This is a genomic window from Cronobacter sp. JZ38 (assembly GCF_008932145.1).
GTDB classification, from domain to species: domain Bacteria; phylum Pseudomonadota; class Gammaproteobacteria; order Enterobacterales; family Enterobacteriaceae; genus Cronobacter; species Cronobacter muytjensii.
In genome coordinates this window covers 854,493-873,601 of record NZ_CP017662.1, presented here as the reverse complement: position 1 = coordinate 873,601, position 19,109 = coordinate 854,493, and the positions used below count along the sequence as shown (strand labels likewise).

Annotated in this window: 17 protein-coding genes; 3 read left to right on the top strand and 14 right to left on the bottom strand. The window is 58.3% G+C overall.

Annotated features, from left to right (window positions below; all coding sequences use genetic code 11):
• Positions 1-34: 34 nt before the first annotated feature.
• Positions 35-1,243: an aldose 1-epimerase family protein gene (locus tag BJP61_RS04080; RefSeq protein WP_171997864.1), complete on the top strand. Its 1,209-nt coding sequence runs from the start codon at positions 35-37 to the stop codon at positions 1,241-1,243.
• Between the two features lie 56 nt (positions 1,244-1,299).
• Here BJP61_RS04080 and mpl read toward each other — a convergent pair whose 3' ends face one another.
• Complete coding sequence (gene mpl / locus BJP61_RS04075; RefSeq protein WP_038869940.1) at positions 1,300-2,679, bottom strand: UDP-N-acetylmuramate:L-alanyl-gamma-D-glutamyl-meso-diaminopimelate ligase; 1,380 nt, start codon at positions 2,677-2,679, stop codon at positions 1,300-1,302.
• A 175-nt stretch (positions 2,680-2,854) separates the two neighbouring features.
• Here mpl and fbp point away from each other — a divergent pair, with 175 nt between their 5' ends.
• Entirely contained in the window at positions 2,855-3,853 is a 999-nt protein-coding gene (fbp, locus tag BJP61_RS04070) for a class 1 fructose-bisphosphatase (protein ID WP_038856242.1), read from the top strand.
• Between the two features lie 212 nt (positions 3,854-4,065).
• Here the strand turns inward: fbp and BJP61_RS04065 are convergent, their stop codons facing one another.
• The 5 genes from BJP61_RS04065 to ytfQ all read right to left on the bottom strand — a co-directional run bounded on the left by BJP61_RS04065 (position 4,066) and on the right by ytfQ (position 10,401).
• Positions 4,066-5,631 carry a methyl-accepting chemotaxis protein gene (locus BJP61_RS04065; protein WP_171997863.1) on the bottom strand — a complete coding sequence of 522 codons (1,566 nt, stop codon included), beginning with the start codon at positions 5,629-5,631 and terminating at the stop codon, positions 4,066-4,068.
• A gap of 110 nt (positions 5,632-5,741) precedes the next feature.
• Positions 5,742-6,731, bottom strand: a complete 990-nt coding sequence (yjfF, locus tag BJP61_RS04060; RefSeq protein WP_075192366.1) for a galactofuranose ABC transporter, permease protein YjfF — start codon at positions 6,729-6,731, stop codon at positions 5,742-5,744.
• Positions 6,718-7,743 carry a galactofuranose ABC transporter, ATP-binding protein YtfT gene (gene ytfT, locus BJP61_RS04055; protein ID WP_108695643.1) on the bottom strand — a complete coding sequence of 342 codons (1,026 nt, stop codon included), beginning with the start codon at positions 7,741-7,743 and terminating at the stop codon, positions 6,718-6,720. The genes yjfF and ytfT overlap by 14 nt, the downstream gene beginning before the upstream one ends.
• 10 nt (positions 7,744-7,753) lie before the next feature.
• Positions 7,754-9,256 carry a galactofuranose ABC transporter, ATP-binding protein YtfR gene (gene ytfR, locus BJP61_RS04050; RefSeq protein ID WP_171997862.1) on the bottom strand — a complete coding sequence of 501 codons (1,503 nt, stop codon included), beginning with the start codon at positions 9,254-9,256 and terminating at the stop codon, positions 7,754-7,756.
• A 188-nt stretch (positions 9,257-9,444) separates the two neighbouring features.
• A complete protein-coding gene (gene ytfQ, locus BJP61_RS04045; RefSeq protein WP_075192363.1) occupies positions 9,445-10,401 on the bottom strand; it encodes a galactofuranose ABC transporter, galactofuranose-binding protein YtfQ in 957 nt (318 codons plus the stop codon).
• Between the two features lie 400 nt (positions 10,402-10,801).
• Between ytfQ and ppa the strand changes: the two genes are divergently transcribed.
• Entirely contained in the window at positions 10,802-11,329 is a 528-nt protein-coding gene (ppa, locus tag BJP61_RS04040) for an inorganic diphosphatase (protein ID WP_038867619.1), read from the top strand.
• Between the two features lie 48 nt (positions 11,330-11,377).
• On the opposite strand, the gene BJP61_RS04035 is transcribed toward ppa, so the two are convergent.
• The 8 genes from BJP61_RS04035 to BJP61_RS04000 form a co-directional block, all read right to left on the bottom strand.
• Entirely contained in the window at positions 11,378-12,973 is a 1,596-nt protein-coding gene (locus BJP61_RS04035; RefSeq protein WP_171997861.1) for a methyl-accepting chemotaxis protein, read from the bottom strand.
• Positions 12,974-13,139: 166 nt separating this feature from the next.
• Positions 13,140-14,753 carry an O-antigen ligase family protein gene (locus BJP61_RS04030; protein WP_171997860.1) on the bottom strand — a complete coding sequence of 538 codons (1,614 nt, stop codon included), beginning with the start codon at positions 14,751-14,753 and terminating at the stop codon, positions 13,140-13,142.
• Positions 14,754-14,970: 217 nt separating this feature from the next.
• Positions 14,971-15,924: a fimbrial protein gene (locus BJP61_RS04025; protein WP_171997859.1), complete on the bottom strand. Its 954-nt coding sequence runs from the start codon at positions 15,922-15,924 to the stop codon at positions 14,971-14,973.
• Positions 15,925-16,051: 127 nt separating this feature from the next.
• Positions 16,052-16,567: a fimbrial protein gene (locus BJP61_RS04020; RefSeq protein ID WP_161579574.1), complete on the bottom strand. Its 516-nt coding sequence runs from the start codon at positions 16,565-16,567 to the stop codon at positions 16,052-16,054.
• Between the two features lie 10 nt (positions 16,568-16,577).
• Positions 16,578-17,183, bottom strand: coding sequence for a fimbrial protein (locus BJP61_RS04015; RefSeq protein ID WP_255485489.1), 606 nt, complete (start codon positions 17,181-17,183; stop codon positions 16,578-16,580).
• 10 nt (positions 17,184-17,193) lie between these two features.
• Entirely contained in the window at positions 17,194-17,712 is a 519-nt protein-coding gene (locus BJP61_RS04010) for a fimbrial protein (protein WP_171997857.1), read from the bottom strand.
• Positions 17,713-17,722: 10 nt separating this feature from the next.
• Entirely contained in the window at positions 17,723-18,298 is a 576-nt protein-coding gene (locus BJP61_RS04005) for a fimbrial protein (RefSeq protein ID WP_171997856.1), read from the bottom strand.
• A 21-nt stretch (positions 18,299-18,319) separates the two neighbouring features.
• A complete protein-coding gene (locus BJP61_RS04000) occupies positions 18,320-19,078 on the bottom strand; it encodes a fimbria/pilus periplasmic chaperone (RefSeq protein ID WP_171997855.1) in 759 nt (252 codons plus the stop codon).
• Between the last annotated feature and the right edge of the window lie 31 nt (positions 19,079-19,109).

The window sequence follows — 19,109 nt, the reverse complement described above, 5'->3', positions numbered from 1 at the left end:
AAACAAAAATCGATTCAGCTAAAAGGACGAAAAGATGAACAAAATCGTATGGCTTACCCCGCTTGCCCTGCTGATTTGCGCCCAGGCGAGCGCGCAAACCTGGGTGCTGACTGATGCTGAACAGGGCGTCGAGAAAGGAAACTGGCAAATCAGCAGTCAAAAGCTGAAGTTACAGGCCGCGCCGTTCAGCATCGAGCAGAAAGTGCTGCACGGCGGCAAACAGGAAGGCAGCAAAATCATCACTATTACCAGCAAAGACGGTCTGACTATTGTCTTAAGCCCGACGCGCGGCATGAACCTGCTGCGCGCCGACGGGTTTGGCGTGCGCATGGGCTGGGATTCGCCGGTAAAAGAGGTGGTGAACCCGGCATTTATTAATCTGGAAAGCCGCAACGGGCTCGGCTGGCTGGAAGGCTTCAACGAGATGATGGTGCGCTGCGGCTATGAATGGACCGGCCATCCGACCACTGCTGACGGTCAGCTGTACACGCTGCACGGCAAAGCGGGCAACACGCCCGCCTCGCGTGTGGAAGTGGAAGTGAGCGAGAAAGCGCCGTATGAAATCAAAGTGCGCGGGCTGCTCAAAGAGAGCACGTTCAAGAAAGCCGATTTGCAGACGCTGACCGAACTGCGCTACGTGCCGGGCAGCAACAGCTTCAGCCTGAACGATGTGCTGACTAACCACGCGGATTACCCGCACGACTACCAGATAATCTATCACAGCAACTTCGGCCAGCCGATTCTGGAAGAGGGCTCGCGCTTTATCGCCCCGGTGGAAAAAGTCAGCCCGTTTAATGGCTACGCCAAAGGCGGCCTGAACGGCTGGAACACCTATAGCGGGCCGACCAAAGGCTTTGACGAAATGGTGTTTAACCTGACGCCGCTCGGCGACGCCAGCCAGCAGACCGTCGCCGCCGTGGTGAACAAAGCGGGCGATAAAGGGGCGGCGATGAGCTTTAACCTGAAACAGCTGCCGGTGCTGACGCTGTGGAAAAACACCGACACGCTGAAACAGGGCTATGTCACAGGCATTGAGCCCGGCACCAGCTACGCCTACCCGGTGACGATTGAGCGCGAGCAGAAACGCGTGAAACAGCTTGCCCCTGGCGAGAGCACGCGCTTTGAGCTGACCTATACGCTGCTGCATAACGCGCAGCAGGTGTCGGAAGTGGAAAAACGCGTGGCCGACATTCAGGGAGATAAAAAGACCATCCAGGAAGAGACGCCGATCGCCAAAGAGTGATCGTTGCCTGTAAAAAAGCCTCCGCATGCGGAGGCTTTTTTATCAGCGAAAACGGCTCAGTGCGTCTGCGCCTGTTCAGCTTTTTTCGACAGCGCGTCCAGCAGCTTCTGATGAATGCCGCCGAACCCGCCATTGCTCATCACCAGAATGTGATCGCCCGGCTGCGCGGTTTTAACAATCATCTCTACCAGCGTGTCGATGTCAGCGCTCCAGTGGGCGGGCTGAATGCAGGCGTCCGCCACCTCCGCCACCTGCCACGGAATGTGGTGCGGCTGGAACAGGAACACTTCATCGGCGCGACCGAGCGACGGCGCGAGATCGTCTTTGCAGACGCCCATTTTCATGGTGTTGGAGCGCGGCTCCAGCACAGCGATGATGCGCGCGGTGCCGCCCACTTTGCCGCGGAGCGCAGCAAGCGTCGCGAGAATCGCCGTCGGGTGGTGCGCAAAATCGTCATACACGGTGACGCCGTTGGCCTCGCCGCGCAGCTCAAGGCGACGACGCGCGTTGACAAACGCGCCGAGCGCCTGGGCGGCGTCAGCCGGCGTCACGCCCACATGGCGCGCCGCGGCGATGGCGGCCAGGCCGTTTTGCATGTTGTGCTCGCCCACCAGTTGCCATTCCACCTGGCCCACGCATTCGCCGTCCAGCCACACTTCCCATTTCGAGGCATCGTTGGTGAGTTTTTTCGCCTGCCAGCGGCCCTGCTCGCCGAGCTGCTCCTGCTCGCTCCAGCAGCCCATCGCCATCACCTGTTTAAGGTTGACGTCGTTTTCCGGCCAGATGATTTTTCCCTGCCCCGGCACGATGCGCACCAGATGGTGGAACTGCTTCTGGATAGCTTTAAGATCGTCAAAGATATCAGCATGGTCGAATTCAAGGTTGTTCAGCACCAGCGTGCGCGGCGCGTAGTGAACAAACTTGGAGCGTTTATCAAAGAACGCGCAGTCATATTCATCCGCTTCGATAACAAAAAACGGACTGTCGCCGAGGCGCGCGGAGACGTCGAAATTGCCCGGCACGCCGCCGATAACGAAGCCAGGCTTGTAGCCGCAGGCTTCCAGAATCCAGGTCGCCATGCCTGCCGTCGTGGTTTTCCCGTGGGTGCCCGCCACCGCCACAACCCAGCGGTCTCGCAGGACGAAATCGTGCAGCCATTGCGGGCCGGACATATAAGGAATGCCCTGCTCCAGCACCGCCTCGACGCACGGGTTGCCGCGGGTCATGGCGTTGCCAATCACGACCAGATCCGGGCGCGGCTCCAGTTGCGAGGCGTCATAGCCCTGAATCAGGTCGATCCCTTGCTTTTCCAGCAGGGTGCTCATCGGCGGATAGACGTTGGCGTCCGAGCCCGTCACTTCATGACCCAGCGAGCGCGCCAGCATCGCCACGCCGCCCATAAATGTGCCGCAAATTCCCAGTATATGAATACGCATAGGTACAGTCCTTATTAAAACTGGGGGACATTCTACCTGTATGCAGCGGGGCGAATAAATGCATTTCAGGATAATCCGCATTTTGCTGGCGCGATTCACCTGTGCGCTACAATTTGAATCTTTGTTAAGATTGTTGCGATCGCTTTACTCAACTTCAGGATGCAGGGAAAGTGTTATGAAAACGTTAGGTGAATTTATTGTTGAAAAGCAGCACGAATTTTCTCACGCCACCGGGGAACTGACGGCGCTGCTGTCGGCAATAAAGCTTGGCGCGAAGATCATCCACCGCGATATCAACAAGGCCGGTCTGGTCGATATCCTGGGTGCCAGCGGCGTCGAAAACGTGCAGGGCGAGACGCAGCAAAAACTCGATCTGTTCGCCAATGAAAAGCTGAAAGCCGCGCTTAAGGCACGCGATATCGTGGCGGGCATCGCCTCCGAAGAAGAGGACGAAATCGTGGTTTTCGAAGGCTGCGAACATGCGAAGTACGTCGTACTGATGGACCCGCTGGACGGCTCTTCCAACATTGACGTTAACGTTTCTGTCGGCACCATTTTCTCTATTTACCGTCGCGTGACGCCGGTCGGCACGCCGGTAACGATGGAAGATTTCCTGCAGCCTGGCAGCCAGCAGGTCGCCGCAGGCTACGTGGTCTACGGCTCCTCCACAATGCTGGTCTACACCACCGGATGCGGCGTGCACGCGTTTACCTACGATCCGTCGCTCGGCGTGTTCTGCCTGTGTCAGGAACGTATGCGCTTCCCGGCCAGCGGCAATACGTACTCCATTAACGAAGGGAACTACATTAAATTCCCGATGGGCGTGAAGAAGTACATTAAATATTGCCAGGAAGAGGACAAAGCGACTCAGCGCCCGTATACCTCGCGCTATATCGGTTCGCTGGTGGCGGATTTTCACCGTAACCTGCTGAAAGGGGGTATTTACCTCTACCCGAGCACCGCGAGCCACCCGGAAGGCAAGCTGCGCCTGCTGTATGAATGCAACCCGATGGCGTTCCTGGCCGAACAGGCGGGCGGTAAAGCGAGCGACGGCAAACAGCGTATTCTGGACATCAAGCCGGACAGCCTGCACCAGCGCCGTCCGTTCTTCGTCGGCACCGAACAGATGGTGAATGACGTCGAGCGGTTTATCCGCGAATTCCCGGACGCGTAAGCGCGCGTTGAGCGGTAACAAAAAAAGGCAGCCACGGCTGCCTTTGTTGTTGATGGAGAGCCGCGGGAGGCGGCATGAACGGCGGGTGCGCTTTGCGTACGTGCTCCACACCCCTTTATCTGCCCTTTTTCGTAAGGCGGGTCAGCGCAGCGCACCGACCACATTATTGACCGCCCCGCCCCGCCGCCTGCTTCGCCGCAAACGCCGCAATATTACTGTACCGTCTGCAACCGGAAAGAGGCCATCGCTTCCACCAGTTGCTGCGCCTGCTCTTCCAGCGAGCGGGTCGCAGCGGAAGATTGCTGCACCAGCGCCGCGTTCTGCTGGGCGGTTTCGTCCATCTGGCTCACCGCGATATTCACTTGCTCAATGCCGCGACTCTGCTCCAGCGACGCATCGGCTATCTCGCGCACCAGCTTCGTCATTCGCAACACTTCTTCGGCTATCTCATCCATTGTCTCCCCGGCCTGCTGGGCCAGCTCGCTGCCCTCGCCTACCTGGCTTTGCGAATTACTGATCAGCGTGCGAATTTCTTTAGCCGCCTCGGCGCTGCGGCTGGCGAGCGTGCGCACTTCGCCGGCCACCACCGCAAAGCCGCGCCCCTGCTCGCCCGCGCGCGCGGCTTCCACCGCCGCGTTCAGCGCCAGGATATTGGTCTGGAAGGCGATGGCGTCAATTACGCTCAGGATGTCGCCGATACGGTTTGAACTGCCGGAAATATCACGCATTTTCTCAATGACATAACACACCATCTCGCTGCCGCGATCGGCAGTCTCAGAGACCGCTTTCGCCAGCTGGTGCGCCATCCCGGCGTTATCGGCGTTCTGTTTCACCGTCGCGGTGATCTGCTCCATACTCGCCGCCGTCTGCTCAAGCGACGTGGCGGTGGATTCGGTGCGCTGGGCCAGATCGACGTTGCCCGCCGCCAGCTCGCGGCTGCCGGTGTCTATCTGCGCGCTGGCGTCGCGCACGCGCATTACCGACCCGGCGAGTGACAAACGCATGGTTTCGATAGCGCTGACCAGACGCCCCAGCTCGTTATTGCTGGTGGCGGTCAGCGCGCGGGTTAAATCGCCCGCCGCCACGTGTTCCAGCTGTTCTACAGACTGTGCCAGCGGCTTTAACAGCAGATGGCGCAGCGCCAGCCAGACCAGCGTCATCATCGCGGCGGTAAGCAGCGCCACCAGCCCTATCAGCGCCAGCATCACCTGTTTTTGCGCCAGTACGCGCTCCACTTCCCGGCTGCCGCGCGCCTCGCCCCAGCGCTGGAACGCGTGTACATCGTTATCAAACGCGCGGGTGAGCGGGATAAGCCCATTGCCGAGCAGATCGTAATAATCGTCCGGGCTCTGCTTGTTGAGCGCGGCCATCATCGGTGCGAGACCCTGGCCGTTCAGCGCGTTGAAGCTCTGGTTGAGTTTGCTCAGCAACAGCGCGCCCTGTTCGTCGTCAACATCGCTGGTGAGTACCGTTTTCAGCAGTTGCTGGCCGCTGACCAGCTCGCCCGCGATCGTTTTAATCGACGTCGCCGCGTCATCCACCATGCCGATTTCCATCAGGCGCACCGCCTGCCCCGCCTCGTTACGCGCGCGCAACAGCAGCGTATAGCCTTCGTTCAGACGCATCATTTTTTCGCCCTGCAACGCGTTAATGCGCTGTAAGGACGCAGAACTTTGTGTGAGTGAATAAATGCCCATGGCGCTCACGAGCAGAAGCAGAAAAGCCATGACCGCCAACAGCGTCAGCAGCCCAGTACGGATAGAGAGATTTCTCAACATGGTGGGGTCCCGGTAATCGCGATAGCTTATTCCATTGAATAAAAAACTATCGGCAATGACCGGGGAAAGTTTAGACAGTTCAGTCAGATCAAGATCTTATATCTAAAAAGTTAGTGCGGCGTCACACGCGTCACTTCAGCGCTCTGTCGGCGTTCCCACAGTACCGTCAGCCCGCGTTGCAACGCGATAAAAATAAACAGCAGCAGGCCGATGGCGATTTTGGTCCACCAGGAGCTTAATGTGCCGTCGAAATTAATATAGGTCTGGATAAGCCCCTGGATTGCCACGCCGAACAGCGTGCCGAGCACCGTGCCGACGCCGCCTGAGAGCAGCGTGCCGCCAATCACTACCGAGGCGATGGCGTCGAGTTCAACGCCCACGCCCGCCAGCGCATAACCCGCCGAGGTGTAAACGGAGAAGACAATGCCCGCGAGCGTGGCAAGGCCGGTTGAGAGCATATAGATACGCACCGTGACGCTGCGGGTCGAGATCCCCATCAGATTCGCGGAAGTGGCGCTGCCGCCGATGGCATAAACCTGGTTGCCGAAGCGGGTGCGGTGCGCGAGGAAAATCCCGATAATCACCACGCCGAGCATCAACAGCCCCATCGCGCTGAGCCGTCCGCCGCCCGGTATTTTCCAGGCGAGACTTGAGAGCGTGTCGTAGATCGGGTGGTTAATCGGGAGAGATTCTTCAGAAACCAGATAACTGACGCCGCGCAGAAAGAACATGCCTGCGAGCGTGATGATGAACGCCGGAATTTTGAGCGCGTCGATAAGCCAGCCCATCAGCGCGCCGAACGCGCAACCCATCATCAGGATCAGCGGAAACGCCACCAGTGGCGACATGCCCCAGAAGCCGATCGCCTTGGCGAGAAACACCCCGGTAAACGCGATCACCGAGCCGACCGACAGATCGATACCGCCGGAGAGGATCACAAACGTCATGCCGACCGCGATGATCCCGAGAAAGGCGTTATCAGTCAGGATATTGCAGATCACGCGCGTCGAGGCGAACCCCGGAAACTGCGTCAGGCAGTAGAGGTAGCCGAGCACAAACACCGCCAGCGTGATAGTGAGCGGCAGGTTACGTTTTATCATGGCGGCGGACTCCTTTAATCAGACCAATAAACCGCGGCGACTGGACAATCAGCACGCAGAGCACCACGACGGCTTTCACCACCTGGTTCAGCTCTGGCGGGAAGCCGGATAGCAGAATCCCTGTATTCATCCCCTGAATAATCAGCGCGCCGACGACCGACAGCGCCAGATTAAAGCGCCCGCCCATCAGCGACGCGCCGCCAATCACCACCGCCAGAATGGCGTCAAGCTCAAGCCACAGCCCGGCATTGTTGGCGTCCGCGCCGCGAATATCCGCCGTGACGATAATCCCGGCGATAGCCGCGCACAGCCCGCTCAGCATATAGGTGAGCATGACGATAAGCCGGGTACTGACGCCCGCGTTTTTCGCGGCGCGAATGTTAATCCCTACCGCTTCAATAAACATGCCGAGCGCGGTTTTGCGAGTGAAGAGCCAGAACGCCAGCAGCGTCACCAGCGCGATGATGACCGGCGTGGGGAAGAGCAGCAGCGAGCCGCTGCCAAGCCAGGCGAGCGACGGCGAATCAAAGGTGACGATCTGCCCGGAGGTAATGAGCTGCGCCACGCCGCGCCCCGCGACCATCAGGATCAGCGTCGCCACAAACGGCTGGATTTTCAGTACGGCGACCAGAATGCCGTTCCACAGCCCCGCCAGCACGCCGACGCCGAGCGCGGCCAGGATAACCACCGCGAGGCTGTGCCCTTGCACCGTGAGCGTCGCGGCGGTCGCGCCCGCTATCGCCATGACGGCGCCGACGGAAAGATCGATGCCGCCGGTGGCTATCACCAGCGTCATGCCGATAGCGAGCAGCGCCACGGGGGCGGCGCGGTTGAGAATATCTATCGGGCTGCCGAAAAGTCGCCCGTCCTGTAAAACTATCTGGAAGAAGTGATCGGCCACCAGGCCATCAACCAGCAGCACCAGCAGCAGCGCCGCGAGTTGCGGCATGCCGGGCGGCCACCGCCAGCGGCGCTTCGGCGCTCCCGTTTCCGGTAATGAACGAGACATCACGCGTTGCTCCTTATGCCGCAATGGCATTCATAATGGCGCCAACCGAGAGCTCCCCGAGCGGGATCTCCGCCACCTGCTGGCGGTCGCGCAGAATAATCACCCGGTCGGCGTAGCCCACCAGTTCTTCGAGTTCCGACGAGATAACCAGCAGCGCCAGCCCGTCGGCGCAGAGCGTTTCGATAAGCCGGATAATCTCTGCGTGCGCGCCAACGTCAATGCCGCGCGTCGGCTCATCAAGGATGAGAAATTGCGGTTTTGTCAGCAGCCAGCGCGACAGCAGAACCTTCTGCTGGTTGCCGCCGGAGAGCAATTCGATGGGCTGTTCCGGCCCTGGAGTACGAATGCCGAGCTGGCGAATAAACCGCGCGGCGATCTCATCCTGTTCGCGCCGTGGGATCGGGCGCAGCCAGCCGCGCTGGGCCTGAAGCGCCAGAATGATGTTTTCACGCACCGAGGCGGCGCCGATGATCCCATCCGTTTTACGATCCTCCGGGCAGAAACCGATGCCAAGCCGCGACGCCTGCTGCGGCGAGCGCAGCGTCTGCGGTTTACCTTTGATGGTAGCGGTGCCGCTGTCCGCCGGGTGAATGCCGAAGATCACTTCGGCGGTTTCGGTGCGCCCGGAACCGAGCAGTCCCGCCAGGCCCACGATCTCACCGGGACGAACCTCCAGCGAAAACGGCGCGATGACGCCTTTTTTACCGTAATCCCGGAACGCGGCGACCGGTTTTTCGCTAAGCAGCGTGCGACCGGCGCGCTGGAGAGCGTTACTTTCCAGCTCACGTCCAAGCATCATTTTCACCAGCTCGATTTGCGGCAGCTCGGCGGTCTCCCGCGTGCCGACAAATTTTCCGTTGCGCAGCACCGTGATGCGATCGGTGACTTCATAAACCTGATCGAGAAAGTGGGTGACGAACACCAGGCTGACGCCCTGCGCGCGCAACTGGCGCATCAGGGTAAAGAGCATTTCGACCTCTTTGGCATCGAGGCTCGCGGTGGGTTCATCGAGGATCAATACGCGCGCCGAGAGATCGATCGCGCGACAGATAGCGACGATCTGCTGCATCGCGACCGAAAAGCGGTTGAGCGGTTCGCGCACGTCAAGATGAAAACCATAAGATTCGAGCAGCGCCGTGGCGCGCTTTTCCATCTCCCTGCGACGCAGCAGGCCAAAGCGGCGCGGCTCGCGACCGATAAAGAGGTTATCGGCCACCGACATATTAGGCAGCAGGTTAACCTCCTGGTAAACGGTGCCGATGCCGAGCTGCTGCGCGTGCGCGGTGTTGCGCGGCCGCACCGCCTCGCCGCCGAGATAAATCGTGCCGCCGTCAGGCTGGTAGACGCCGGTGAGCGCTTTAATCAGCGTCGATTTGCCGGCGCCGTTTTCCCCCAGCAGCGCCATAATTTCCCCGCGCCGCAGGCTGAAATCGACATGGTCGAGCGCCTTTACGCCAGGAAACGTTTTGCTTAAGCCTTCCGTTCGCAGGATTTCCTGGTGATTATCGTTATGCATTGTCGGACTCTCCTGTGGCCCCGGGCCGGGTGTCGTGCGATGCCGTGAGTGCGCCGGCCGTTATAGCGGGCGCGCTGGTCGTTGCGGCGGGTGCGCTTAATCGCCCACTTTCCCTTCCAGGGAGAGGGCCGGGGTGAGGGTCAGTGCCCTCACGGCCCCCTCGCCAGAAGCCGGTCACGCGCGGCGGCTTAATACCCCATCGTTTTCTTCTTCTCTAACATCTCTTTGGCGGTATCCGGCAGATAGAGCACCGACTGGGTGATGGTCAGCTTCTCCGGCTGCGTGCCGTCTTTCTTGAATTTCTCCAGCGCGTCGAACGCCGGGCCGGCCATATTCGGGGTCAGCTCCACGCTCGCGTTCGCCTCGCCGTCTACCATCGCTTTGAAAATATCCGGCACGCCGTCGATAGAGCCCGTGAGGATATCTTTGCCCGGCTTCAGCCCGGCCTCTTTGATGGCCTGAATGGCGCCGATCGCCATGTCGTCGTTATGGGCGTAAACCATGCAGATGTTTTTGCCGTTGTTCTCGGCTTTGATAAAGCTCTCCATGACTTCTTTCCCTTTGGAGCGGGTAAAGTCGCCGGATTGCGAACGGATAATCTTGATGTTGGACGCTTTCGAAATCGCCTCGGCGAAGCCTTTCTTACGATCGATAGCCACGCTCGCACCGACGGTGCCCTGCAACTCCACGACGTTACACGGTTTGCCCGCGACGGTTTTCACCAGCCACTCGCCGATAAGCTTGCCTTCCAGCACGTTGTCGGCGGTGACGGTGGTCATGTAGAGCGACTTGTCTTTCACATCAATGGAGCGGTCCAGCAGGATAACCGGGATCTCCGCGTCTTTTGCCTCTTTCAGCACCGGCTCCCAGCCTGTCGCGACTACCGGCGCGATAAAGATCGCATCCACGCCCTGGGCGATAAACGAACGCACCGCTTTGATCTGGTTCTCCTGCTTTTGCTGGCCATCGGCGACTTTGAGCGTAATACCGCGCTTCTGCGCCTCGCTTTTCGCAACGCTGGTTTCCGCCGCGCGCCAGCCTGATTCAGAGCCGACCTGAGAAAATCCCACGGTTAACGGGGCCGCCAGCGCCATAGACGACATGGCTGCCGAAACTGCTGTGACAATAAGTAAGCGCTTCCACATAAAGGTATCCTCGTCGGGTTATTGTTGGGTAAGGTCCACCTGTGGCGAAACTATAGACAAGCGTGGATGTAACTGAATGCGTTACATCACAATTCAAAAAAGTAACGAAAAAGTTAAAAAACAGGATGACCTTGATTTCACGCCAGCCGGGAGACAGCGCGGCGGGCGGCAGGGCGGCATCGGGCAAAAATTTTTAGCGTAAAAATGCCCGTTAACGACGCTTTGTAAACGGTTTCAGTAATTTATTGAGGATGCAGCTGGCTTTATGGATTAATTTGTCATGGGAAAACGCTGAAAGCACCACCAGGCGCGCGGGCGAAAGAAAAGAGTCCACGACTTTCCATTGCAGTTGGCTATAATACCGGGCACTTGTTTGCCATACATTTTTAAGGAAACAGACATGAGCTTACTGAACGTACCTGCGGGCAAAGATCTGCCGGAAGACATCTACGTTATTATCGAAATTCCGGCTAACGCGGACCCGATCAAATACGAAGTGGATAAAGAGAGCGGCGCGCTGTTTGTTGACCGTTTCATGTCCACCGCGATGTTCTATCCGTGCAACTACGGCTACATCAACCACACCCTGTCTCTGGATGGCGACCCGGTTGACGTACTGGTCCCGACGCCGTACCCGCTGCAGCCGGGCTCTGTGATCCGCTGCCGTCCGGTCGGCGTGCTGAAAATGACTGACGAAGCAGGCGAAGATGCCAAGCTGGTTGCGGTACCGCACACCAAACTCTCTAAAGAGTACGATCACATCAAAGACGTGAATGACCTGCCGGAACTGCTGAAAGCGCAGATCGCTCACTTCTTCGAGCACTACAAAGATCTGGAAAAAGGCAAGTGGGTTAAAGTGGAAGGCTGGGATAACGCCGAAGCCGCTAAAGAAGAGATCCGCGCCTCTTTCGAACGCGCGAAGAAGTAATTCGCCGCGAAGAAAACACCGCCTCCGGGCGGTGTTTTTTTATGGGCGTTACGCCAGCGCTTCATCCTGACGCGCGGCCAGACGGAAAACGCTGACGGAGTCGAGCAGCTTCTCGGCCTGATACTGCATCGACTGCGCCGCCGCGGCGGATTCCTGCGACAACGCGGCGTTCTGCTGCGTCGCAGCGTCCATCTGGGTGACCGCGATATTCACCTGATCGATGCCGGTGCTCTGCTCGCGGTTCGCCATCGAAATGGTCTCGACCAGCTCGCTCACGCGCTGCACGCTTTTCAGGATCTCTTCCATCGCGCTGCCCGCGCCTTTCACCAGACTGTTGCCTTCATCAATACGGCTGACCGAACGGTCAATGAGGTTACGGATATCCTGCGCCGCCGAGCCGGAACGCTGCGCCAGCGCGCGCACTTCCGCCGCCACGACCGCAAAGCCGCGCCCTTCCGCGCCTGCGCGCGCCGCTTCTACCGCCGCGTTGAGCGCCAGAATATTGGTCTGGAAGGCGATACCGTCAATGACGCTGATAATGTTGCTGATTTCAGTGGAGAACTGGTGGATTTCGCTCATGGTTTGCACCACGCGCTCAACCACTTCGCCGCCCTGCCCGGCCACCTGGCAGGCGTCACGCGCGATGTTGCTCGCAAAACGCGAGTTTTCGGCGTTGTTTTTCACAACCGACGTCAGCTCTTCCATCGACGCCGCGGTCTCTTCCAGCGCGCTCGCCTGCGCCTCATTACGTGCTGAAAGCTCGCGGCTGCCGGTGGCGATTTGCGCCGACGCGGTAGCGATGGTCTCCGTACCGCTGCGCACGCCGGAAACGATGCGGGTCAGGTTCGCATTCATCTCCTGGAGCGCGCCCATCAGTTCGGCGGTTTCATCACGCCCGCTGACGGTGATCGGCGTTTGCAGATCGCCTGCGGCGACGTTGCGCGCGATAGTGACCGCCTGCGCGAGCGGGCGCGTAATGCTGCGCACCAGCCAGAACGTGATGATGATGCTGGCGATAAGCGTCAGCGCCATCGTGATAAGCAGCATGGTGCGGGTCTGCTGATACTGCTCAAGATTGCGCGCTTCGGTCTGCCGGGTCAGGAACTCCGCCTGTTTCAGCGTTTTGGCGACCACCTCGTCAATCATCCGGGTCGGCTCGCGATCAATGCCGCTGACCTGCTTATCGACGCGCTGGGCGCTCGTCACATCGGCGATGTCATACTGCGCAATCGCCGCCAGATAGCTTTTTTCCAGCTCGTCGTGCAGCGTGATGGTCTGGCGTACTTCATCGGCGTTCAGCCCCAGTTGCGGCAGTAGCGTCGTCAGACGGTTTAACAGCGCCTGGGTTTTATCGCTCTGAGCAATAAACGCAGCTTTATATTTATCAAACGCCGCCTGCCCGTTAGTGCCGCGCAGCAGGGTGTTTTTCCACTCCTGAACCTGAATTTTGAACTGCACCTGCGCATTACGCGCGGTGTCGATGCTCTCCGCTATCACCTTTTCCGTGGCCATAATCTGGTTATTTTGCTCAAGCCCGTCGGCGTTGATAGTCAGGCCGCGAATGCCGATAAACAGCACCGCGACAAGCAGTAACGCCGCCAGCAGACCGAGCCGTTGCCCGATAGTCAGGTGGTTTAATTTCATACTCTGTCTTTCCCATGGTGTAAGCGCGCCTGAAAGGGACGCGTCAGATCTATCGGCCTGCAAAATGCAGGCTTTATGGGGCGTAAGCGAGCAGAGAGAGTAGCAGTGGTTAAGTTGTTAATTAGCCACGCTAAAACATTTATGGCAGTTTTATGACAGCGCAGATTTACGGCACATTGCTTATTTGCGCAGCAGGAAACAGGCGCTCATACTGCGCGCGCAGGCGGGCCGCAGCGGCCATATCGCCGCGATGCTGCGCAATCATTATCTGACTTTGCCAGAGATTTTTATCGTTATGGCGCTGCGACCAGCGCTGCGCCTGCGCCATAAATTCGTCCAGATTCGCCTCGTTATGGGTGCGGTTGTAGTCGATTAAGAGCGCCACCATCGCGTCGAATTTCGCGCGTTCAAACTGCGTGGCGAAATACCAGGGCGCAGGCGCAGGAAAGCCTGCCAGGCCGCTGCGCTCAAGGCGCGTGAGCTGGTGATTCGCATAAAGCCCGGTCGCGCTGAAGGCGATAAGAGTGAGCGCCAGAGCGCCGCACAGGACGCGCCACCACAGACTGACAGGCGCCGGTGCTCGTAGTGACGACTCCACCGCGCCGAGGCGCAGCAGCAGGATAAACAGCCCAAAATGCACAAAGGACTGATAAAACGGGTACTCAAGATTCAGATGCACCAGCAGCGGTACTACCAGCAGCGCAAATGCCGTGGCTTCACGCCCGCGCCGCCAGGCGTTTTTCAGCATCAATAGCCAGCCCGCCACCAGCAACAGCATACCGGCGAGCGCCACCACGCCGCCCTGGAACCACATAAAGAGCAGCTCGTTATGCGGATGGGTGATTGGCATAGAATAGCGGTAGCCCAACCCGGGATGCGCCAGCGCCCAGCGGCTGAAGGCATATTCAAAGGTGCCGTAGCCCCAGCCGAGCCACGGTTTTTCCATGATCATTTGCCAGGTAATCACCAGAATATGCCAGCGCTCGCGGGTGGAGCCGGCATAGTCGCGGGCCATCAGATACGGCTCGCCGTTGACCATCACCGTGACATGCTGCGTGATATAAACACCCGCGCAGGCGCAGAGCGCTATGATGACCAGCGCCGCGCCTGCACGAGAGGCTTTTCCCCGCCCGGCAACGGCGCAGAGTACGGCAATAACGACAACCGCGCCGATAGCGCCAGCGCGTGACTGGTTGAGCGCCAGTACAAACGTGAGGACGCCGAGGCCCACGGTAATTAGCCCGATGCGCGCAGCACGACGCGCCGTCAACAGTAACAAGAAACCGCAGCCGGCGCCGGTGGCGAGAAAGCTCGCCAGCAGGTTCACCTGCTGGAAGATGCCGTAGGGGCGGCCCTGGTTGCGCAGCCAGTCGAACTCATACAGCCGGGCGGCGAGGTGCGGGCAGAACGCCTGCAGCAGGGCGATAAGCGCCTGCCCCAGCGCCAGCACAAACACGGCCAGCAGCGCCGCGCGCCGGTGGCGTGGCGTGAACGGCAGGCGCAACAGCGCCTGCCACAGCAGGAGTGCTGCCAGCAGCACCCACACGCCGGGGTTGCCGCGCGCCTGCAAAAGCCACGGCAGCAGGAGCAGCAGCCCGCCCGCCAGCAGCAGCGGCTGACGCTCCGCTCCGCCTTTGTTATGCCGCCACGCCAGCACCATCACCACCAGCCCCAGCCAGCAGAGAAACGTGAGGTTAAAAGGCAAAGCCACGCCGGACCCGCCGGAGTCGGGAATATAAAACAGCATCAGGCAGAGTAATAATAACAGCAGGGTTTTCATTTGTATTCACAATAGAGAAAAGGGACGCCGGTATAAGACCGGGCAGAAATAAAGAGTTATGACAACCTTTAACACTCTGGCTGATATTAATCCGGAAATAAAAAACCAGCCTATAACAGGCTGGTTTAAGACGCTGAATTGGATCCTTACAGCCGGAAATGTAATTGATAAAGCCGGAAAGAGGAAATTAATACATTCAGCCCGGCCTGACCCTAAATTATTGCTGCGTCATCACCAGTACCGCGCTGGCGGTAAACGGCCCGGTTTTAATATCAGCCACTTCTACCGACGGATTGCGCACCGCTTCAAACTTCAGCGTGACATCCGTGTTTCCTTCGGGAAACTGCATGGTCGTTATATCTGATGGCGAAAGTATTTTATCGTTATAACTTACCGCCACACCTAACCCATTAATGGATGAATTCACCACCTGAGAACCGCTGACCGTAATCGGCGTATAGTTAAGCTGCATTTTCATGCTTGCCGCTCCGCCAGTACAGGTTACCGGAAACTGCGCTGACTGAGGCTGACCGGAGCCCGGCACGGTAGGAATCACCGCTCTGTCAAGCGTGCCTAAATTGACATCAAGGTTATTACTATTATTGACCTTACAGGATATTACCGGCTGTGGTGGGGTTGGAGGTAGAGGACCAGGACCATATGAAGGACATGAATTCCAACTGGAATCAGGTAGATTTATTGAATATATCCCCCCATTGCCTTCAAGATAGAGACAATATTCCCCCTCCCCATCATGTAAATTCGAATTTATAAAGGCTCTCGAACCGCCGGAAAAGGTTAAATTCTGATCGCCAATGGACTTACTTGCATCAATCCATACAGCATTCGTTTTCGTCAAATCCTTTTCCGTATGTAAGCGATCTGGAAATACCCCAAACACTTCTATCCTCATGGAGTAATTTCCGGAAACAGGAACATAATTTCCCGAGGGAACACTTAAAGTACATGCGCCTCCAACCCACGAAGGATCTTTGCCAATAATAGCATGATCATACCCATCCGGGCAGTCGTTATAAATCCCACCTGCATCTCCTGTTGACCTTATTCCAGGGACCCCGCTAATTGTTCCTGCCTGAACAAGCGGCACAGCCATGAGAACCGACAGCGCTATTATTAATGAAACCAGATATTTACACATATATTCTCTCACTATCAGATCCCTGCTTCCTGTTTTTTACGGAAGATATAGATTTCTGACCTACGTATTATATTCCTGTCGTAAGCAAAATAGGCCTGTCCATATTTCGCCAACGCCATTTTTATAAAGGTATTAGATATTACTGATAACTCGCCGTCAGGGTCGCCGTGGCGCTGAACTCCCCTTCGGCCAGGGTTTTGACCGGGTCCTGCACCGGCACCGCCGTGAGCTTCAGCGACGGCAGCGCCCCCAGCGTAGTCTCCAGCGGCGTGTTCAGCGCCAGCGGCTGGCCGTTAGCCTCTATCCGGATAGCGAGCCCGTCCGCGCTGGTAGTGACCGCCGCGTCGTCGTAGCCCGCCGCCGTGCCGCTCATCGTCAGGCTCAGCGGCGAGCTGTCAGCGGCCCCCTGGCAGTCCACGGTATAGGGAATGGTCTGCCGGTAGTTGGTGCCGTTGACCTTGTTCACCCCCACCTGGCCGAACGCCACGTCAATGACCTGGTCGTTATTAACGGTGCAGGGGGTGGCGAGGATAAATTCTCCCCCGAAGTTCACGCTCATGCTGTCGCCGGTCTGCGCTGCCCGGGCCGTCTGCAGCAGCCCCGCCGCCAGCATGGCGGCCCCGGCAAGCAGCAGGGCGATACGTTCTGTTCTCATATTTCCCCCCTCAGTTAAACGCCATCACCAGCGAGCCGGAGGCCGTGAAGACATCGCCGCTGACCACGTTCTTGCTGTTTTCGGTACTCACCTGCACCAGCTTCGCCTGCAGGGCCGGCGGGTTCTTCTGGTCGATGCTGAACCAGGCGTCCATGGTCTGCGCCGTGCCGTTCACCATCAGCTCAATCCCCACAATGCCCTTGTCCGTACCCAGTACTTTGGTGCCGTTATAGGTTTCATAGCTGCCGGAAGAGGAGGTGAATTTCATCTGTAATAAACCTGCACTATCGCCTGAACAGATAAAGCTGGCGGTGAGCGGCTGCTCATAGTTGCCGTCCAGTTGGACGGTCGTGGCGCCTGTCGCCTTCAGCCGGACCTGGCCGAAGTCCACCTGCAGCGACCCGCCCGGGTTAAACTCACAGCTCCCGTTCGCCGTGACCGTCCCCGTGATATTAATGTTCATGGAAGACTGGTCGCCGGCTTTTGCCGCGGCCTCCGGGATGACGCCGCAAGGCACCAGCAATAACGCAGCTACCAGTAGTTTGCGAGCTCTGCCCGCACGGGTGGCCCACCGCCGCCCTTTGGCTCCGGTCAGGCCGTATGTCGTCCTTTTCAACTTCATCCCCTTACTGATAGCTCAGGATAAACGTGCTGATGGCCGTGAAGCTGCCTTCGGTCAGCGACTTGTTTGCCAGTACGGTCGGCTGTATCTGCACGAAGGCGTTAAAGTTCAGCGTGGTGTTGCCGCTCGCCAGCGGCATCTCCGGGCTGGCTTTATTCACTGGCAGCAGCGTGCCGTCCTGGCGTTCAATACCTATCGCCACGCCCTTCGCTGTACTTGATGCGTCCAGCGCCAGCAGGTCTGTCAATTCGGTATCGACTGTGCCCTGGAAAGTCACACCGACCGTGCTCATGATGGCCGGGTCGCACTCCTGCAGATGGATAGCGAACGGCTGGCTTTTTGTCCGCTGATACTGGTAGAGGTATTTCGTCACCACCGTACCGAAATCCAGACTGATATCGGTATCGGCGTCCGGCAGGGTGCAGGGCTCCGCCACCAGCGTGCCGGAGAAATGCACGTTATCCGCCGCCGCCAGCGCCTGCGTGGTACAGGCCAGCAGCAGGAACAGCATCCGTTTCTTCATTACCTGCTCCTTACTGGTAGATCATGCTGAAGTTAATCAACGCATGGTAAGGCCCGGCCATGAACGGTGCGGCGGTGCGTTCGGGCGTCAGCGTGAAAGTCACCTGGTCCTGTCCGGGATTGAGCAGCACGGTATCTCCCTGCTGGGCCATTTTTACCGTTTGCCCGCGGCTGTCTTTCAACCGCAGCCCGATGCCGGAGGCGCCCGTGACCTTAATCAGATCCGGATTGAACGCATCGGTCGGCGCCACAAACCGCGCCTGATACGCAGGCTGCTCCGCGCTACGGGTGTGCGTTAATGCCGTGAGGTTAGCGCTGCGCGTCGAGATTTCAGGGCAGTCGCGCAGGTAAAGCGTCACCGTTACCGGTTTTGCCATTTTGCCGACAAGGCTTACATCGGCGCGGGAGATATCGCCCAAGTCAACGTCCTGCCAGGCGGAATCCATCTCTAACCGGCAAGTATTCTCGCGCATCACGCCATGCACATAGAGCTCGCCGCCATCCGCCGAGACCGGCTCATCCGCCATCACTGGCGCGATAAAGCCAAGCGCTGCGCTAAGCGCGAAAATGTGAGCCATCCTTTTCATAAACGAGTCCTTTGCTGCCGCTTAGTTTTTATCTTTCAGCAGTTTTGCCGTGCAGGTTGCACCGCCGCAGCTGAACTGGATTTTCGGACGTCCGCCGTAGTCGTTCACGTAAGTGAGCACCGGGCTGTTGCCAAACGCGGCTGCGGAGGCGGCAATGGTTGCGCTGCCTTTCGGGCTTACCATCACAGGTTCAAAACCTACCGGTTTTCCTTTAGCTGACGGGGCCCCTTCGACAATCGTCAGGAAATACGGCGTCGGGTTATTCACCACAAATTTATCGCCCTGGCGCGTTAGCGTTACTTTCTCTACCCAGTCGCCTTCCGCCGCCTGGGTTTTGTCGAGTGCGATGGCCGCCGGGCGATAAAAGAGCTTGATGCGTGTCTGCAGCGCAATTTGCAGCGTATTCGGTTTATTGCTGCGCGGCGGGATCTCGCGCAGGTTGAAGTAGAACAGCGTTTCTTTGTCCTGCGGCAGCGTTCCCGCCGCAGACGATGCCTGCACTTTCACCTGGCTTTTCGCTCCGGCTTCTATGCGCTGTACTGGCGGCAGCACCGTCAGCGGGCCGGTGATTTTGTTGCCCTGCGCATCTTCAATCCACGCCTGGGCAAGGTAAGGCAGTTTTTTATTTTCATTACTGATATTCAGGCTGATGGATTTCTCCTCGCCGTTATAGACCACGCGGGTGCGATCGAGCGCGATAGCGGCAAACGCCTGCTGAGTCGCCATAACACCGGTCAGCGCCAGTGCGGCGGTAAAAATAGTGTTTCTCATACTTAACATAATGAATGACCCGTTGAGGTTTAATCGGTTT

Excerpts from the sequence above, each read along its gene's own strand:
- fbp (WP_038856242.1), top strand. The coding sequence starts at position 2,855 with ATGAAAACGTTAGGTGAATTTATTGTTGAAAAGCAGCACGAATTTTCT.
- BJP61_RS04005 (WP_171997856.1), bottom strand. The coding sequence starts at position 18,298 with ATGAAAAGGATGGCTCACATTTTCGCGCTTAGCGCAGCGCTTGGCTTT.
- BJP61_RS04065 (WP_171997863.1), bottom strand. The coding sequence starts at position 5,631 with ATGTTGAGAAATCTCTCTATCCGTACTGGGCTGCTGACGCTGTTGGCG.
- BJP61_RS04020 (WP_161579574.1), bottom strand. The coding sequence starts at position 16,567 with ATGAGAACAGAACGTATCGCCCTGCTGCTTGCCGGGGCCGCCATGCTG.
- BJP61_RS04010 (WP_171997857.1), bottom strand. The coding sequence starts at position 17,712 with ATGAAGAAACGGATGCTGTTCCTGCTGCTGGCCTGTACCACGCAGGCG.
- BJP61_RS04080 (WP_171997864.1), top strand. The coding sequence starts at position 35 with ATGAACAAAATCGTATGGCTTACCCCGCTTGCCCTGCTGATTTGCGCC.
- mpl (WP_038869940.1), bottom strand. The coding sequence starts at position 2,679 with ATGCGTATTCATATACTGGGAATTTGCGGCACATTTATGGGCGGCGTG.
- BJP61_RS04000 (WP_171997855.1), bottom strand. The coding sequence starts at position 19,078 with ATGTTAAGTATGAGAAACACTATTTTTACCGCCGCACTGGCGCTGACC.
- BJP61_RS04030 (WP_171997860.1), bottom strand. The coding sequence starts at position 14,753 with ATGAAAACCCTGCTGTTATTATTACTCTGCCTGATGCTGTTTTATATT.
- ppa (WP_038867619.1), top strand. The coding sequence starts at position 10,802 with ATGAGCTTACTGAACGTACCTGCGGGCAAAGATCTGCCGGAAGACATC.
- yjfF (WP_075192366.1), bottom strand. The coding sequence starts at position 6,731 with ATGATAAAACGTAACCTGCCGCTCACTATCACGCTGGCGGTGTTTGTG.
- BJP61_RS04035 (WP_171997861.1), bottom strand. The coding sequence starts at position 12,973 with ATGAAATTAAACCACCTGACTATCGGGCAACGGCTCGGTCTGCTGGCG.
- ytfQ (WP_075192363.1), bottom strand. The coding sequence starts at position 10,401 with ATGTGGAAGCGCTTACTTATTGTCACAGCAGTTTCGGCAGCCATGTCG.
- ytfR (WP_171997862.1), bottom strand. The coding sequence starts at position 9,256 with ATGCATAACGATAATCACCAGGAAATCCTGCGAACGGAAGGCTTAAGC.